Origin of the sequence: Streptococcus sp. SN-1, from assembly GCF_041154385.1 — a bacterium.
Lineage (GTDB): Bacteria > Bacillota > Bacilli > Lactobacillales > Streptococcaceae > Streptococcus > Streptococcus mitis_CT.
This window is the reverse complement of sequence record NZ_AP028929.1, coordinates 830,974-848,191: the sequence shown is the minus strand read 5'-3', so window position 1 is coordinate 848,191 and position 17,218 is coordinate 830,974. Positions and strand designations below refer to the sequence as shown.

The window sequence follows — 17,218 nt, the reverse complement described above, 5'->3', positions numbered from 1 at the left end:
GGACAAAGAGTCTTTTTTATTTTTCTAAGAGTAAATCTTTCAAAGAAATCAGAGTTACTGCAATTAAAATCATTGCCATACCAAGAAAATCAATGAGATAAAATTGTTCATTCATGATTAGGAAGGCAAAGAAAACAGCCGAAATTGGCTCAATTGAAGCCAACAAACTTGACTTGACCGGCCCAATCAGACTGGCTCCTTTTAGAAAGGCTGTATAGGCAAAGACAGTCCCGATAAGGATAATGCCTGCAAAAGCAAGGAGAAAATCAAGACTAGTCGGGATAGTGGCCTGTAGAACCCCTGTAAAAGGAAGGGCGACCAAACCAGCTATGACCATTCCCACACCAATGACCAAACTGCTCCCCCACTTCTTAATCAAGGATATGGGCAAAATAATATACAGAGCATAAGTCAGAGCAGAAAAGAGCCCCCAGAACAGGCCTGCAGGTGTCATGGATAACTGGTCCAACTGCCCATGAGTTGCAATCAGGAAGGTCCCTCCAATGGCTAATATGATGGAAATAATCTCTCCCAGTGTCGGTGCCACCTTATCTTTGATACAGCTATAAATCAAAATCCCGACAGGACAAACATACTGAAGTACAGTCGCGGTACCTGCATTGGTTTCCTGAATAGCAGTAAGATAAGCGAATTGGTTGAGAAAAAGTCCAATCAGAGCAAAAATAAGAAGAGACAGTAAACTCTTTCTATCCTTTAAAAAGGCCAGCATTTTATCCTTTGCAGTGGCATAAGCCAAGAGCATGAGAATTCCACCAGCGATTAAAAGACGCAAGTTGGTCAAAACCAGAGCCGAAATTCCGTGTGCCATCAGGTATTGGCCACTCGTTCCGGACAAGCCCCAAGCAATACCAGCCACAACTGTTAATAGAGTTCCTTTTAAACTATTTGACATGTCTCTCCTTACTCTTCTTTACGAATCAAGTCCATCACTTGGTTGCGGTCTAAAATCCATTGAGCACGCTCATCCTTTTCATAGGTACGATTCGATAGGAAAATAGCCACTTCTTGCTTCTGACGATTCCACATGATAAAGGTACCTGTATAGCCCGTATGGTCTAGCCAATCTCCTTCCAAATTCCATGCCAAAGAACGTTCCTTGTCATCCAAAGGAGAAAAATTTTGACTCAAATTTCTTGCAAAATCATCTGCTAAATAGTGTTCTAAAAAGATTTGTAAATCCTTTACAGTCGAAAATAAACCAGCACTACCTGCATGTCTGCCCAGGAGTCGAGCCTTGGGATCATGTACCATGCCAGCCTCTACACCTCTAACTGTTGGAACAGCAAGCTCAATAGGACCAAACTGAGTTTTCTTCATTCCCCAAGGTTTCCAGACTTGTTCTTGTAAAATCACATCCAAGTCTTGATTAAAGATTCTTTCCAAAATAAAGCCTAAAAGCAAAAAATGGACATCTGAATAAAGAAAGGCTGGCTGACTTCGTCTGTTGAGATGAAACATCGCTTCCTTTAATTCTGAGGCAGTTAAAAGATCACGATTGGGAATAAACGGATCAAGATTTGTAGCATGGGTTAAGAGCTGGCGAATAGTGATGTCTGGATAATCGCTCTCAGGTAAAAAATCGGTTACGGGTCTGTCAATATCTAATTGACCTTTTTCCCACAAAAAGGTAAAAACTGTCCCAACCCCAACAACCTTGCTGACACTAGCTAGGTCATAAACTAATCCTGCCTCAGTCTGCAAGCCATGCTCTGAGTCACTCAAGCCTAAATAGACCTCCGTCCATTGATTGTCCTTAAAATACGCAAAAGAGGCTCCGGGATAAATCCCTGCCTCGATTTGTTCTTCTATTTTTTTAATAATCTTGGTCCACTTCATACTTCTTCAAACCACAATTCAACATTATTTCTATCTTTACCAAGGAAGAATTTTTCAGACTTAGGAATAAAATATTCTGTAGACTCAAACTTCTGGCGAAGACTGGCTATGTCTAATTCATTGACCAAGAACTTAAGCATAGATAAGTCCCAAGTAACCGTATTGTCCACAGTCAAATCCTGCCCCTGAGCTGGGATAAAATCAAGTGATGCCCCCATTTCAGATGATTCCAAGAAACTTTCGATATCAGTTGGGAGATGTAATTCCATAGAAATCTCAAATTTACTCAAAGAAATTGATTCCAAATCTGTTTGAAATTCTGGCTTTTCTCCTACTTCTACTAGACTTGCTCTGTCATCTTCCGCATGAATCAAAATCAAATCATCTTCGGGTGAAAAAATCTCAAAAGCGTAGCCATTTTGACCTTTATATAATCGATGAATCGAATCTGTTTTAGATAAGAGTCCTTCGATTTCTAAGGGATTTTCCACCTTGACAATCAATCTAGCTAGTTTTTTTCTTCCCTCTACCTTACGAGTGCGCATACTTGGAGCTTCTTCTAAAACCAGCTTTTCTAAACCTGTTTGATCACCTAGTGACAGAAAGGCTGATTCTTCTAATAAGGCCTTCATGCCAAGGGTTCCTATATAAAATGTTTCATTTATTTTTCTATTATTAACTTTTAAAGTAGGAATAATCCGTACAATCTGATTTACATTCATAAATTCCTCCAACTCTTTTATTTTAAAGGATTTTAGAATTTTTTACAAGAAATTATGCTCAGATTTACCAATTTTCACCCCATTAAAAATTTTTCTTCAAAAGGCTGACCTAAAACTCCATTTTTAGGGAAACATACAAAAGTCAAAAAATAGATAGGATAAACTGGAATGCTAATCAATGGATTGATAAGAAATAATTGACTGTCTTTGTTGATTTTTGATTACGGAGGAATATTAGAAATAAAAAGAACCAGCTCTTAAAACTGATTCTTTTTACAAGTGAAAAATTAGTTATTTTCAACTTTTTCATCGTATTTTGGTCTTAGTGTTGTACCTGAGTTAACAATGGTACGTTTTTGAACAAGAGGAAGGTCTGTACGATTGTAAACTGTACGCCATTTTTCCCAAACAAGACCTGTTTTTTCTTGGATTTTCACTCTGATATTACGAACATTTCCTTTAAATTGAAGTTCAGTTTGGAAACCAGCAGTTCTGTTTTTACCATTATCTTCCCATTGACGTGAGCGAATGCTTTCAACTCCATCCTTATCATAAGTTACTTCATCCCAGTAAACATAGTAACGAGCGATATAAGCTCCCTTATGGTGTAATTTGAGGTAACCATTTTTATATGAAGTCACTTTAGTTTCAATGTAGTCTGTATTGCTTTGAATTGTGGCTACTTGATTATCTTTCAAGAATGCAGTCTTATAAGAAATTGGAACAGCAGGGTTTTGTGTACTGAAAGTAGCTCCTTCTTGAATCAATTTCTTCAAATCTTCTACTGTACCTGTCACAACACGTGCAGCGCCATCAGCATTCCCGCCTACAATTGAAACTGTTACAGTTGTATTCTTCAAGACACGTGCCCATTCAGAGTCTGGTTTAATAGGCACTCCTTTGATGACAGCATTGATTGCTGCTTTCAACTCTGTACTCTTGCTTGTTGTTTCAAACTTAACATACATTTGACGTCCGTATGAAACGCTTGACACGTATACAGGAGGTGTTTTTCCATCAATTCCACGTGCTTTCAATTGATCAACTGTTACTCCTGGAGCAAATACATCTGATGGATTTTTTGGAGCATCAAAGTTAGCAGTATAGTAAATTTGTTTAAAATCAACAACTTCAACTTGTTTTTCACCCTTGTTCACAGCCTCAAAGTCAATTTTCAAATTAACACCGACTTTTTCAAAATCACTTCCGAATTTTGCTTTCAATTGATTCATGCTGTAAGCAGAAGTTGATTCATACTGCATACGTGCTGGAGCAGGATTTTTCGCAGCATATTTTTCATGCCAACGATTTAACAAGGTATTCACACCTTCCTGCATACCACTTGCAGTTGGATTAGCATCTACATAGCTATCTCCGCCTACCATTCCTGGTAAATCAACACTGATGCTACCTTTGCTACGATCTAAACTAATTTGTTGTGGTTTGTTTTCTAGAAGGTCTTGATTTGCTTTAAATAAAGCACCTAAGAAGATATCTCCGTTACCATTAATGGCAACATCTGCAGAACCATTAGAAAGGTTTTTCTTCACTTTTTCCACAACCACAAATTCATTTCCTTGTTGTTTTGTGCTTGTATTAGTGTAATTTTCTAACGCTTCTCCTTTTCTAGTCAAAATGTTTAATTTATCATAATTTAAACCAAATAAATAGTTATTTAGCTCTGCAGTATAATCTTTTTTATCTTTATTTTCTGTTTTAACTTTGTTTTCTGTTTTCTTATCTGCTACTACTTTTTCTTCTTTTACAGCACGATATACTTCAACTTCTGCCAAACTAAGAGGAGTTTTAGATTTATTTAATTCAATTTTTACATATCGTGCATTAACTCCTGAGAATTGAACATCAACTTTTGGTTGATTATTTAGGGTATCAACATGTTGACGAGTTACTTCCTTACCATCTTTATCTAACAAAATAACATCAAAATTAGATAAACGATCTCCTACATTACTGTCTCCACGATTGTAAATACGAACAGTTCCCACACCTTCTTCTTTTGCTAGATCAACTTTCCACCAAGCATGATCTTCAAAATTTGTATGAGTAACTGAGTGATGTCTGTAAACATTATCTAGATTACCGTCAACCGCTCTAGAAGCATCTGCATCATAATAAGTCGAACTCTGACTTGCAGACTTATGAGCAGCAATATTTTCACCAGCAACTTCAGCAACGCTTGGTTCTGTTGCTTTTACTACATTTGTTTGAAATACAAGGCCAGAACCTAGCAAAAATGTTGCAATGGCAACACCACATACTCCAACGCTACGTTTACGAATAGAATAACGAAATCCTTTATCTTGTTTATTTTGAGACATAAAAAACTCCTATATATGTTTGTACGAATTATTTCTTGAACGCGCTTTCTTGAAACAATAAGAGTATAACATAAAAATATTATAGATGCAATCGTTTTCTTAAAAAAATATTATTTTTTTATTAACCTAGATTGAATAACTGAACATATGTTAATATTTTTACATTCAAATAAAGAGTGGTCTATACCACTAAAAACAAGAAAACGACCAGGCTTAAGTCCCTATAAGTTGGGAATCAGCACTGTTCGTTTTTGTATATATAGTCAAATTCAATTCTTAAATATATAGCTCAACAAATTTCTCAATGCAAAGCTTTTCATTGTTTTTTATCATCTCTTAGATTCAAATTCTTTATAAGGTTCCTGAAGATAAGCATCAAAAACTTCTTCATCTGAAATCGTGTCAGAAATGAAGCTTCCGTTGCTGGTTCGTTCTGACAAATTCAAATCTTGTAATCGACTTTCATAGATCGTTCCTTTATTAGATTGGATAAGCAAAGTTTGATCGTTCCCGTCCACTTCCGTACTGAAGAGATCACCAACAAATCCTTGCTCTGCAACTGCTCCTGCCAAGAAGACACGGTGCGGTTTGTTTTTTAGCTCACGCAAGACTTGTAGTCCTCGTTTAGCACGGCTGGTTGCCGGAATTTCGTCAATAGAAACACGTTTCAAGCTTCCACGTTGGGTCAAGAGGTAGAAAGATGAGGTATTGCAAATAAAGGCAGATTGGAGGACGTCATCTTCTTTCAGATTCATAGCCTTGACACCTGCTGCCTTGGCACCAACAACAGGAACCTCCTCGATATTGAAACGCAGAGCATAACCGTTTCGACTAATCAAGAGAACATCATCCAGTTTAATCTGAGCTACTGCTACAATCTGGTCTGTCTCGTCTTTGAGTTTAGCATACTTGACTGATTTAGATTTATAGGTCCGCCATGGAGTGAATTCTTTACGTTCTACGCGTTTGATTTGACCAAGACGAGTTGCAGCAAAGTAAGTTGTCGCATCATCAAACTGATCTATTACTTCAACATAAAGGATTTCTTCGTTAGTTTCAAAGTTGGTAATGGTTTGGCTCAGATGCTCTCCGATATCCTTCCAGCGAATATCTGCCAACTCATGGATTGGTCGATAGATGACATTTCCAAGACTTGTGAACATCAAAAGATGCTGTGTTGTCTTGACAGCTTGTACAAAGATCAAACGGTCATCATCACGTTTGCCAATTTCTTCCAGCGTTGAAGCTGCAAAAGAACGTGGACTGGTACGCTTGATATAACCTGCCTTGGTCACGCTGACATAGGTATCTTCCTCAGCAATCAGACTAGCTGTATCAATCTCAATTGCTTTCGCAGTGTCTTCTAAAGCACTCAAACGTGGAGTCGCAAATTTCTTCTTGACCTCACGAAGCTCTTTCTTCATGAGATTGTACATGGTCCGTTCATCACCGATAATCGCCGCAAGCATGGCAATCTTTTCACGAAGTTCTGCTTCTTCTTCCTGCAAGACAACTACGTCTGTATTGGTCAAACGGTACAGTTGCAAGGTAACGATGGCCTCAGCCTGCTCTTCTGTAAAATCATAGCTGACCTTAAGGTTTTCCTTGGCGTCCGCCTTATTCTCAGAAGCACGGATAAGAGCAATGACTTCGTCCAAAATCGAAATCACGCGAATCAAACCTTCGACAATATGGAGACGTTTCTCAGCCTTTTCCTTGTCAAAGCGTGAACGCGCCAAAATCACTTCACGACGGTGGGCGATGTAGCTAGACAAGATTGGGACAATACCGACCTGACGAGGTGTGAAATTGTCAATCGCCACCATGTTAAAGTTGTAGTTGATTTGTAGGTCGGTGTATTTGAAGAGATAATTGAGAACAAGCTCCGTATTGGCATCTTTTTTGAGCTCAATAGCAATTCGAAGACCATCACGGTCCGACTCATCACGAACTTCAGCAATACCAGCCACCTTGTTATTGACACGAACATCATCGATTTTCTTGACCAGATTGGCCTTGTTGATTTCATAAGGAATCTCAGTGATAACGATTTGTTCCTTACCACCTTTTAGCTTTTCAATCTCAGTCTTGGAACGAACAACCACGCGCCCTTTTCCAGTTTCGTAGGCCTTCTTGATTTCATCACGACCTTGGATGATAGCCCCTGTAGGGAAGTCTGGCCCAGGTAAGAATTCCATGAGTTTGTCCACCTTGGCCGTTGGATGGTCAATCATGTAAACCGCCGCATCAATAACCTCAGCCAAATTATGGGGAGGAATGTCTGTGGCATAACCAGCCGAAATCCCAGTAGATCCATTTACCAAGAGATTTGGAAAGGCTGCTGGCAAGACAGTTGGTTCTTTCTCCGTATCATCAAAGTTCCAGGCAAAAGGAACTGTCTTTTTCTCGATATCTTGAAGGAGATAACCTGCAATCTCAGACAAACGTGCCTCAGTATAACGCATCGCCGCAGGTGGATCCCCGTCCATAGAACCGTTATTACCGTGCATTTCGACTAGAATCTCACGATTTTTCCAGTCCTGTGACATACGAACCATGGCATCATAGATAGAACTGTCACCGTGTGGGTGAAAATTCCCCATGATGTTACCGACAGACTTGGCCGACTTACGGTAACTCTTGTCAAAGGTATTGCCATCCTTATTCATCGAATAAAGAATACGGCGCTGAACCGGCTTCAAGCCATCACGAATATCTGGCAAGGCCCGGTCTTGAATAATGTACTTGGAATAGCGACCAAAGCGCTCTCCCATGATGTCCTCCAGGGACATATTTTGAATGTTACTCATATAGGATACAGAGCCCTTAAAATACAAAGTGAAAATAGAAAATTCTTGAAGTAAGCAAGCTCACAAGAGAATTTATCTTTTTCACCTAGCATTTAGGGCGTGTTCAACTCCTTTCAAAGAATGTAGAGTAGGTTTTTACAGAAAAGGTGTTCGGTTAAGATATAAAGGGACGATTTGGCTTGCCAAAAATGTCTGTAGAAAAATAGAAAATCGATGTAGGGCTCGATGAAGTCAAGACGATTTGACTTTTTCCGAAAAAATTAGTCCCGTGTTCAGTTACTACAAATAACCAAATGACCCTTTCTGTAGTTTAATGTGTTTAAAATGTGTTGCTTCAGTTAATAAGAAATTTCACATAGCATTCAGGGCGTGTTCAACTCCTTTCGAAGAATGTAGAGTAAATACTATGGAAAAAGAAAAAATATAGAGTAAGTGAATTTCATCCAATTCCTGTATCGTCGTTTCCACTTGAAAAGTCTACTCCACAAATCCTCGTTTATACTTGATATGGCTGGCGATATTACTATCTACATCTTTCTTATCCCAAAGTTGAAGTTCCCATGGGTAATAAAAATTACTTTTATTTTTAAAATAGATATGAATACCGACATAGCCATCTTTATCACGTAAATACCAGTTTTTTAGTCCGTAAATCTCTTGCCAATCATCTAATTTATCCATGACTTGAGCTATCTCTTTGGAACTTAAAATCATACGAGCACCAAAAACATCATTAAGAATTGAATTAACTGGATAGCCCTCTTGACGCTCTGAAAAACGTGTAATTTTATCTAAAATAGACTCAGAAGTTTTGACACGATAAACATAGGCAATATCTTGGACATCCGCTTTCATCAGATAGTCATTAATTGACTCATGTAAATTCAGACGGTAGGCCAAAATCGCTTTCGTCGGAACTTTTGAAAAGGTATGCTTGAGATTGATTTTTTCCACCTTACCCGTTTCAAAATAATCTTTAGAATATTCTTGATGAATACGATTAATCTCTGTAATGAGGCGTTCCACTTTTTCAATCATGAGTCTTCTCCTCTCGCTTTTTCATTTTTCTAGTTATTCCCAAACTTCTTCATTCTTTCCTCAGCATACTCAATCATCTTCTCAGCCACTTCTTTATCGTAGTCAAATCCCAGCTTTTGAGCAAGTCTTTGAGCTTCTCTATGGAAAAGTTGCATCGTAGCCAATAAAGACTGGCTGAGTTTCTCTATACTTGAAAAATCAAGCAGATTTGAGAATTCTTTCTCAGCAGGCAAATACTGAAAGAGGTACTTGTAGTTCTTGCCGATATCGACTTTCCCCCTAGCACTTGCAACCTGCCAAGCCAAAATTTTCAAGAATTCTTGTTGACAAATGCCGTAGAGATGATCAATAGCATAGATGAGCTGATTCCTACAAATCCCTTTGACAACGTAGGCTGACACCCACCAAAATTCATTGCAGGCATTTTCAAAATCTATCGCACTAGCTGGATTTGTCCAAAAGCGTTGAGGACTCGGTGAATAAAGTTCAAACAAACCATTAGGATCTTCTAAAACGGTGAATCCTGCCTCACTATCCACCCACTCTTTAATGCGGTCTTTGGGGCAGAGGGCCAAATCAATCCGATTGCCATCTTCAAAAAGCATGAGATATAGGCGACGGTGACCAAGGGTGACTTCTTGCTCAATAATGCGTTTGCCAAACCGGTCCAACCAAGATAAATCTGTAATCAGCTCGTCCAGATTCTCTACAACATAGACTACATCATAATCTTGAAACTCGTCTTTTGAAGTCTTTTGGTTTGTCCGTGAACCAGACATAGCGACAGCTTTGACTTGTAAAGTTTTGGCAGTCTGTAAAATCAGATCTAGCATTTCTGTTTCAGCTCTCATGTTGATACCCATTCATTAAAAAGTGACTTAAAACACTGTCGCTTCTTCCAGCGTAAACCTGACATTATCCTCAATCCACTTACGGCGTGGTTCGACCTTGTCACCCATGAGGACATTGACGCGGCGTTCTGCGCGTGCTAGGTCTTCGATAGTGACACGGATAAGGGTACGCGTTTCTGGGTTCATAGTTGTTTCCCAGAGTTGATCCGCATTCATCTCACCAAGACCTTTATAACGTTGGAGTGTAGCACCTTTACCAAACTGTTTGCGGAGTTCTTCTAGTTCTCCGTCCGTCCAAGCATAGGCCACTTCTTCTTTCTTGCCTTTCCCTTTTGACATCTTGTAAAGAGGCGGAAGGGCAATATAGACATGTCCTGCCTCAACTAGCGGACGCATATAACGGTAGAAAAATGTCAAGAGAAGGGTTTGAATATGGGCACCGTCGGTATCCGCATCGGTCATGATAATGATCTTATCATAGTTGGCATCTTCAATAGAGAAGTCAGCCCCCACACCCGCACCAATGGTATAAATCATGGTGTTGATTTCTTCATTTTTGAGGATATCCGACATCTTGGCCTTGGCTGTATTGATAACCTTACCACGAAGAGGTAGAATAGCCTGGAACTTGCGGTCACGGCCTTGTTTGGCAGAACCTCCGGCAGAATCTCCCTCGACTAGATAGAGTTCATTCTTAGCTGGATTCTTAGACTGAGCTGGGGTCAATTTCCCAGACAGCAAGCCCTTGTCTTTTTTATTTTTCTTACCATTTCGGCTCTCATCACGCGCCTTACGTGCCGCTTCACGAGCATCACGCGCCTTGATAGCCTTGCGGATGAGGTTAGAAGCCAATTCACCATTTTCCATAAGAAAGAAGGTCAACTTATCCGCCACAATGCCATCCACAACTGGGCGAGCTAGTGGACTTCCTAGTTTGTCCTTGGTCTGTCCTTCAAACTGGAGGTGTTCTTCAGGAACCAAGATAGAAAGAACGGCCGCTAGTCCCTCACGATAGTCTGAACCTTCAAGGTTTTTATCTTTTTCCTTGAGAAGTCCCGTCTTACGCGCATAGTCATTCATGACCTTAGTGATAGCAGACTTGAGTCCTGTCTCATGCGTTCCACCGTCCTTGGTGCGAACATTATTAACAAAGGACAAGATGTTATCTGAAAATCCATCATTGTACTGAAGCGCTACTTCCACTTGAAAACCATTGTCTTCCCCTTCAAAGTACAGAACTGGCGTCAAGGTCTCCTTGTCTTCGTTCAGATAAGAAACAAAGTCTTGTACCCCATTTTCATAGTGAAACTCAACAGACTCATCTGTGCGTTTATCCGTTAGAGACAAGGTCACATTTTTCAAGAGAAAGGCTGATTCATTAAGACGCTCTGAGATGGTATTGTACTTGAAGTCTGTCGTAGAAAAGATGGTCGCATCAGGCATAAAAGTAACCTTGGTACCTGTTTTAGACTTAGGCGCTGTACCGATTTTCTTCAAAGTCATGACAGGTTTTCCACCATTTTCAAAACGTTGCTTGTAGATTGCACCATCACGGGTGATTTCAACCTCCAGCCAACTAGACAGAGCATTTACAACAGAAGAACCAACCCCGTGGAGACCACCAGATGTCTTGTAGCCACCCTGACCGAATTTCCCTCCGGCGTGAAGAATGGTAAAGATAACCTCAACTGTTGGGATTCCCATAGCATGCATACCCGTCGGCATCCCACGACCATGGTCTTGAACCGTTAAACTGCCATCTTTATTGATGGTGACATCAATACGGTCACCAAATCCAGACAAAGCCTCATCAACTGCATTGTCGACGATTTCCCAGACTAGGTGATGGAGACCTGCCCCATCGGTCGATCCGATATACATCCCTGGACGTTTTCGAACCGCATCCAACCCTTCTAGCACCTGAATGGCGTCATCATTATAATTGTTAATATTGATTTCCTTTTTTGACACAAGGAACCTCCTATTCGTTCATCTTTACTATTCTACAAGTTTTCCAAGGATTTTGCAAAATTTTTCTTTCTCCGATGTAACAATTTCAGAAGAGATTCTCTGCCTTTCTTCTTCATTTCATGATATAATAGGAGTATGATTACAATAGTTTTATTAATCCTAGCCTATCTGCTGGGTTCGATTCCGTCTGGTCTCTGGATTGGACAAATTTTCTTTCAGACAAATCTGCGAGAGCATGGTTCTGGTAACACAGGAACAACCAATACCTTCCGCATTTTAGGCAAGAAAGCAGGTATGGCGACCTTTGTGATTGACTTTTTCAAAGGAACCCTAGCAACACTGCTTCCGATTATGTTTCATCTTCAAGGTGTTTCGCCTCTTATCTTTGGACTTTTGGCTGTCATTGGACATACCTTCCCTATCTTTGCAGGATTTAAGGGTGGTAAGGCTGTCGCAACCAGTGCGGGAGTGATTTTCGGATTTGCGCCTGTCTTCTGCCTCTACCTTGCAGTTGTTTTCTTTGGAACCCTCTATCTTGGTAGTATGATTTCGCTATCTAGTGTCACAGCATCTATCGCGGCTGTCATCGGAGTTCTACTCTTTCCACTTTTTGGTTTTATCCTGAGCAATTATGACCCTCTCTTCATCGCTATTATCTTAGCACTGGCTAGTTTGATTATCATTCGGCATAAGGATAATATCACACGTATCCAGAATAAGACTGAAAATCTTGTTCCTTGGGGATTGAACCTAACCAACCAACATCCTAAAAAATAAACGCCAGTTTGAACAGAACTGACGTTTTTTTGTATGCTTATTTTGATTTGATATAGTTGATACCATCTGCTTTTGGTGCGACTGCTTTTCCAAAGAAGGCTGCCAAGACAAGAATTGTCAAGACATAAGGTGCGATTTGAAGATAAACCGTAGGCACTCCTTGTAGGAACGGCAATTGAGATCCGATAACAGCCAAACTTTGTGAAAGTCCAAAGAAGAGACTAGATAACATAGCTCCGATTGGATTCCATTTCCCAAAGATCATCGCAGCAAGGGCGATAAATCCAGGTCCAACAATAGTTGTCACTGAGAAGTTAACTGAGATGGATTGAGCATAAATCGCTCCGCCAATTCCACCTAGGAAACCTGAAATAATAACCCCTAAATATCTCATCTTGTAGACATTGATTCCCAAGGTATCCGCTGCTTGAGGGTGTTCACCGACAGAGCGGAGACGAAGACCAAAACGGGTCTTGAAGAGGATAAACCAAGCAAGGAAAGAGAAGGCAATGGCCAGATAACCGAGTAAACTAGTTGACTTGAAGAAGATATCACCGATAACTGGAATATTGGCCAAGACTGGGAAATCAAAGCGTCCAAAAGTCTGACTTAAGTTATCTGTTTGTCCTTTATTATAAAGCACTTTCACCAAGAAAACAGCCAAGGCTGGCGCCATCAAGTTCAATACCGTACCGCTGACAACATGGTCTGCACGGAAATGAACCGTTGCTGCTGCGTGGATAATAGAGAAGAGACCACCAACCAATCCTGCTACAAGCAAGGATAACCAAGGAGTTGCTGCTCCAAATTGTTCTGCAAATTCAAGGTTAAAGACTACTCCAGAAAAGGCACCCATAACCATAATTCCTTCAAGGCCGACGTTTACCACACCACCACGTTCAGAGAAAACACCACCGATACTTGTAAAGATGAGGGGTGCTGAGTAAATCAGCATAGAAGACACCAAGAGGGTGAGCAAGGTTGTAATAGACATCTTTACTTACCTCCTTTAACTTGTTTTTTCGGTTTGACAAAGCGTTCGATAAGGTAATGAACACTGACAAAGAAGATAATAGACGCTGTTACAATGCTGACAAGCTCAGACGGTACCTGCGCCGCATTCATACCAGGGGCTCCAACTTGGAGAACACCAAATAGGAAGGCTGCAAAGAGAATACCAATTGGTGAGTTTGCCGCAAGCAGACTAACCGCCATCCCGTTAAACCCGACAGCTAATGACGCCCCCTGAACATAAACGTTCTGGAAGGTTCCAAGTCCTTCAACAGCTCCACCAAGACCTGCCAAGGCACCTGAAATAATCATTGATAGGATAATCGTTCTTTTTGCAGAAATACCAGCATATTCTGAAGCATGTGGATTAAGACCAACCGCACGGATTTCAAAACCAAGAGTTGTTTTCTTAAGCATGAACCAAATGACTGCAACGGCAATGATTGCAAAGAAAATACCAATATTCATCCGCGAGTTACCAGTTAACTCAGCCAACCAAGGTGTCTGATAGGTTGCATTAGCCCCGACACGAATCGTCGAATCTGTACTTTGCATAAAGTCTTTAGGGAAGGCATGGATAAAGGCATTCCCTACATACAATACGATGTAGTTCATCATAATGGTTACGATAACCTCTGACGTCCCTAGATAGGCTCTAAGAATACCTGGAATCGCACCGACAATCCCTCCTGCAATCAAGGCAATCACGATGGTTGCTAGAATCATCAAGGGACGTGGCATATCTGGATGCGACAAGGCAAACCAACCACTGAGAATCCAACCAGCCAAGGCCTGACCAGGAAGCCCGACGTTAAAGAAACCTGCACGACTGGCAACGGCAAAACCAAGAGCAATCAAGATTAGAGGCCCCATAGCACGGAAGATTTCTCCAATCCCACGCAGGCTACCAAAGGCTGTGTAGAACAATTCTTCGTAGCCCCAAATAGCATCATAACCGAAGATCCACATGACAATGGCTCCAAGTAAAATTCCTAGGAAGACAGAAATCAAGGGAACCGAAATTTGTTGTAATTTTTTAGACATCACTCTTCTCCTTTCCCAAGTTTCCACCAGCCATCAAGACACCAAGTTCTTGTTTATTGGTTGTTTCTGGTGATACAATACCTTGAATCTTCCCATCGTGGATAACGGCAATACGATCTGAGACGTTTAAAATCTCGTCCAATTCAAAGCTGACAACAAGGACAGCCTTGCCATTATCACGCTCTTCAATCAAGCGCTTGTGGATATATTCAATGGCACCGACATCCAACCCACGAGTTGGCTGGCTGACGATAAGGAGATCAGGATCACGATCAATTTCACGAGCAATAATTGCTTTTTGTTGATTTCCTCCTGAGAGTGCAGCTGCAGGAACAAATTCGCTGGCAGCACGAACATCAAACTCTTCCATTAGCTTTTTAGCATAAGAAGTAATATTTGAATAGTTCAAAATTCCATTTTTACTATGTGGTTCTTTATAGTAGGTTTGAAGGGCAATATTTTCAGAAATCATCATTTCCAAAATCAAGCCATCACGGTGACGGTCTTCTGGAACGTGCCCCACGCTTAGTTCAGTAATTTGTCGTGGATGCAAGCCTACAATTGAATCTCCTTTTAGCTCAATGCTACCAGATTCAACCTTGCGAAGACCTGTGATGGCTTGAATCAATTCAGATTGACCATTTCCATCAATCCCCGCAATCCCAACAATCTCTCCAGCACGAACATCCAAGGACAGATTTTTAACAGCTGGAACACCACGGTTTTCATTGACCACCAAATCTTTGATAGACATGACCACTTCTTTTGGTTGAGAGGCTTGTTTCTCTGTTTTAAAGGAAACAGAACGTCCTACCATCATTTCTGCCAAATCAGCATTGGTAGCCCCTGCGATTTCTACAGTTTCAATTGATTTCCCACGACGTATAACTGTAACGCGGTCAGAAACTGCGCGAATCTCGTCTAACTTGTGGGTGATCAAGATAATTGATTTTCCTTCTTTGACAAGATTTTTCATAATAGCCATCAACTCATCAATTTCTGATGGAGTCAAGACAGCCGTTGGTTCGTCAAAAATAAGGATATCAGCCCCCCGATAAAGGGTTTTTAAAATTTCTACACGTTGTTGGGCTCCAACTGAGATATCTGCCACCTTAGCAGAAGGATCAACAGCTAAGCCGTAACGTTCAGAAAGAGCCTTGATTTCTTTGCTAGCTCCAGCGATATCTAGCACACCATTTTTAGTCAATTCACTACCTAAAATGATGTTTTCAGCCACTGTGAAGGCTTCTACCAACATAAAGTGCTGGTGAACCATTCCAATTCCCAAGCTAGCTGCTTTAGATGGTGAGTCGAGGTTGACAACTTGACCGTTGACCGCGATTTCACCACTGGTTGGTTCAAGAAGCCCTGCTAACATGTTCATGAGCGTGGACTTACCAGCCCCATTTTCTCCTAAAAGTGCATGAATTTCACCTTTTCGTAGGTGCAGGTTGATTTTGTCGTTGGCAACAAATTCACCAAACACCTTGGTAATATCACGCATCTCAATGACATTTTCGTGTGCCATGTGCTCTTCCTTTCAGAGTCTTATTTTATTTCAATAAAACTTGCTAATTTGTCTAGTAGCAAGCTTTACTGAGACAAAATGACTTTGTCTCAACTCTTAAAAAGCGGCCGATGGCCGCTTCCTAAGAAATAACTTCCATCCATTATTTTTCAGGAACTTTTACGCTTCCATCAAGGATTTTAGCTTTAGCATCTTCGACAGCTTTTTTACCTTCTTCTGAAAGGTTTGTCACTGCCAAGTCAACCCCTTTATCTTTCAATGAGTAAACGATCACTTGACCGCCAGGGAATTCACCTTTTTCTGCCTTGTTAGAAATATCTTTTACAGTTGTACCAACTTGTTTCAAAGTAGATACAAGAACAAAGTTTGATTCTTTACCATCTTTAGAAGTGTATTTACCTTCTGCTTCTTGGTCACGGTCAACACCGATAACCCAAACTTTTTCATTTTCAGGACGGCTTTCGTTAAGTGATTTTGCTTCTGCAAAGACACCTGCACCTGTACCACCAGCTACTTGGTAAACAATATCTGCACCAGCTGCGTATTGTGCGGCTGCAATTGTTTTACCTTTAGCAGCATCACCAAATGAACCAGCGTAGTCAACTTGTACTTTGATAGATGGGTCTACTGACGCAACACCAGCCTTGAATCCTGCTTCAAAACGAGAGATAACTTCTGATTCCATACCACCTACAAAACCAACTTGTTTTGTCTTAGTTGTTTTTGCTGCAGCCACACCTGCGAGGTAAGCAGATTCATTATCAGCAAATGTTACACTAGCAACATTCTTTTTATCTTTAATCACATCATCAATCAAAACATAGTTCAAATCAGCATGCTCTTCTGCTGCATCTTTAACTGCATTGTGAAGGGCAAAACCAACACCGAAGATTAGGTTGTAACTTCCAGCCGCTTGTTGCAAGTTGTTAGCATAGTCAGCCTCACTTGTTGATTGGAAGTAAGTGAAACCTTTATCTTTTGAAAGGTTGTGTTCTTTACCCCAAGCCTGCAAACCTTCCCAAGCTGATTGGTTGAATGATTTGTCATCAACACCACCAGTATCAGTGACGATTGCTGCTTTTGTCTTCACATCAGAAGATGAATCTGCCTTACGAGAAGAGCGGTTACCACATGCAGCAAGTCCAACTGCTGCCACTGCAACTAGACCAAGGCCTAGCCATTGTTTCTTGTTCATTACTGAACCTCCTAAATAAGATGTGCAACGATGTTGCAAGTATGGATTGATTGGCCACAAGGACCGTGCCACTCA

The 17,218-nt window shown here is 40.7% G+C and carries 13 protein-coding genes; 1 reads left to right on the top strand and 12 read right to left on the bottom strand.

Going from position 1 to position 17,218, the window contains the following annotated elements:
• Positions 1-16: 16 nt before the first annotated feature.
• The 8 genes from ACAM22_RS03775 to parE all read right to left on the bottom strand — a co-directional run bounded on the left by ACAM22_RS03775 (position 17) and on the right by parE (position 11,588).
• A complete protein-coding gene (locus tag ACAM22_RS03775; protein WP_261052473.1) occupies positions 17-913 on the bottom strand; it encodes a DMT family transporter in 897 nt (298 codons plus the stop codon).
• Between the two features lie 8 nt (positions 914-921).
• Positions 922-1,857, bottom strand: coding sequence for a serine hydrolase domain-containing protein (locus ACAM22_RS03770; protein WP_261023833.1), 936 nt, complete (start codon positions 1,855-1,857; stop codon positions 922-924).
• Positions 1,854-2,579 (bottom strand): CppA N-terminal domain-containing protein, encoded by a 726-nt coding sequence (locus ACAM22_RS03765; protein ID WP_203175504.1) that lies wholly within the window; start codon positions 2,577-2,579, stop codon positions 1,854-1,856. The genes ACAM22_RS03770 and ACAM22_RS03765 overlap by 4 nt, the downstream gene beginning before the upstream one ends.
• Before the next feature lie 287 nt (positions 2,580-2,866).
• Positions 2,867-4,918 carry a thiol-activated cytolysin family protein gene (locus ACAM22_RS03760; protein WP_203175502.1) on the bottom strand — a complete coding sequence of 684 codons (2,052 nt, stop codon included), beginning with the start codon at positions 4,916-4,918 and terminating at the stop codon, positions 2,867-2,869.
• A 329-nt stretch (positions 4,919-5,247) separates the two neighbouring features.
• A complete protein-coding gene (parC, locus tag ACAM22_RS03755) occupies positions 5,248-7,728 on the bottom strand; it encodes a DNA topoisomerase IV subunit A (RefSeq protein ID WP_369606965.1) in 2,481 nt (826 codons plus the stop codon).
• 477 nt (positions 7,729-8,205) lie between these two features.
• A complete protein-coding gene (locus tag ACAM22_RS03750) occupies positions 8,206-8,766 on the bottom strand; it encodes a GTP pyrophosphokinase (protein ID WP_203175498.1) in 561 nt (186 codons plus the stop codon).
• Between the two features lie 29 nt (positions 8,767-8,795).
• The gene (locus ACAM22_RS03745; RefSeq protein ID WP_369606964.1) at positions 8,796-9,617 is read right to left on the bottom strand and encodes an aminoglycoside 6-adenylyltransferase; all 822 of its coding nucleotides are present in this window, start codon (positions 9,615-9,617) and stop codon (positions 8,796-8,798) included.
• A gap of 27 nt (positions 9,618-9,644) precedes the next feature.
• The gene (gene parE, locus ACAM22_RS03740; RefSeq protein WP_261052469.1) at positions 9,645-11,588 is read right to left on the bottom strand and encodes a DNA topoisomerase IV subunit B; all 1,944 of its coding nucleotides are present in this window, start codon (positions 11,586-11,588) and stop codon (positions 9,645-9,647) included.
• Positions 11,589-11,723: 135 nt separating this feature from the next.
• On the opposite strand from parE, the gene plsY reads away from it, so the two are divergent.
• Positions 11,724-12,365, top strand: a complete 642-nt coding sequence (plsY, locus tag ACAM22_RS03735; protein WP_101776742.1) for a glycerol-3-phosphate 1-O-acyltransferase PlsY — start codon at positions 11,724-11,726, stop codon at positions 12,363-12,365.
• 37 nt (positions 12,366-12,402) lie between these two features.
• Here the strand turns inward: plsY and ACAM22_RS03730 are convergent, their stop codons facing one another.
• From ACAM22_RS03730 to ACAM22_RS03715, 4 genes are all read right to left on the bottom strand, one after another.
• Positions 12,403-13,359, bottom strand: coding sequence for an ABC transporter permease (locus ACAM22_RS03730; RefSeq protein WP_033677420.1), 957 nt, complete (start codon positions 13,357-13,359; stop codon positions 12,403-12,405).
• Positions 13,360-13,361: 2 nt separating this feature from the next.
• Entirely contained in the window at positions 13,362-14,420 is a 1,059-nt protein-coding gene (locus ACAM22_RS03725) for an ABC transporter permease (protein WP_261052452.1), read from the bottom strand.
• Positions 14,413-15,948 (bottom strand): ABC transporter ATP-binding protein, encoded by a 1,536-nt coding sequence (locus tag ACAM22_RS03720; RefSeq protein WP_101784721.1) that lies wholly within the window; start codon positions 15,946-15,948, stop codon positions 14,413-14,415. The genes ACAM22_RS03725 and ACAM22_RS03720 overlap by 8 nt, the downstream gene beginning before the upstream one ends.
• 142 nt (positions 15,949-16,090) lie before the next feature.
• Positions 16,091-17,143, bottom strand: coding sequence for a BMP family protein (locus tag ACAM22_RS03715; RefSeq protein ID WP_369606963.1), 1,053 nt, complete (start codon positions 17,141-17,143; stop codon positions 16,091-16,093).
• Positions 17,144-17,218 lie beyond the last annotated feature (75 nt).

Excerpts from the sequence above, each read along its gene's own strand:
- ACAM22_RS03745 (WP_369606964.1), bottom strand. The coding sequence starts at position 9,617 with ATGAGAGCTGAAACAGAAATGCTAGATCTGATTTTACAGACTGCCAAA.
- ACAM22_RS03720 (WP_101784721.1), bottom strand. The coding sequence starts at position 15,948 with ATGGCACACGAAAATGTCATTGAGATGCGTGATATTACCAAGGTGTTT.
- plsY (WP_101776742.1), top strand. The coding sequence starts at position 11,724 with ATGATTACAATAGTTTTATTAATCCTAGCCTATCTGCTGGGTTCGATT.
- ACAM22_RS03730 (WP_033677420.1), bottom strand. The coding sequence starts at position 13,359 with ATGTCTATTACAACCTTGCTCACCCTCTTGGTGTCTTCTATGCTGATT.
- parC (WP_369606965.1), bottom strand. The coding sequence starts at position 7,728 with ATGAGTAACATTCAAAATATGTCCCTGGAGGACATCATGGGAGAGCGC.
- ACAM22_RS03715 (WP_369606963.1), bottom strand. The coding sequence starts at position 17,143 with ATGAACAAGAAACAATGGCTAGGCCTTGGTCTAGTTGCAGTGGCAGCA.
- ACAM22_RS03770 (WP_261023833.1), bottom strand. The coding sequence starts at position 1,857 with ATGAAGTGGACCAAGATTATTAAAAAAATAGAAGAACAAATCGAGGCA.
- ACAM22_RS03760 (WP_203175502.1), bottom strand. The coding sequence starts at position 4,918 with ATGTCTCAAAATAAACAAGATAAAGGATTTCGTTATTCTATTCGTAAA.
- ACAM22_RS03775 (WP_261052473.1), bottom strand. The coding sequence starts at position 913 with ATGTCAAATAGTTTAAAAGGAACTCTATTAACAGTTGTGGCTGGTATT.
- ACAM22_RS03750 (WP_203175498.1), bottom strand. The coding sequence starts at position 8,766 with ATGATTGAAAAAGTGGAACGCCTCATTACAGAGATTAATCGTATTCAT.
- ACAM22_RS03765 (WP_203175504.1), bottom strand. The coding sequence starts at position 2,579 with ATGAATGTAAATCAGATTGTACGGATTATTCCTACTTTAAAAGTTAAT.
- ACAM22_RS03725 (WP_261052452.1), bottom strand. The coding sequence starts at position 14,420 with ATGTCTAAAAAATTACAACAAATTTCGGTTCCCTTGATTTCTGTCTTC.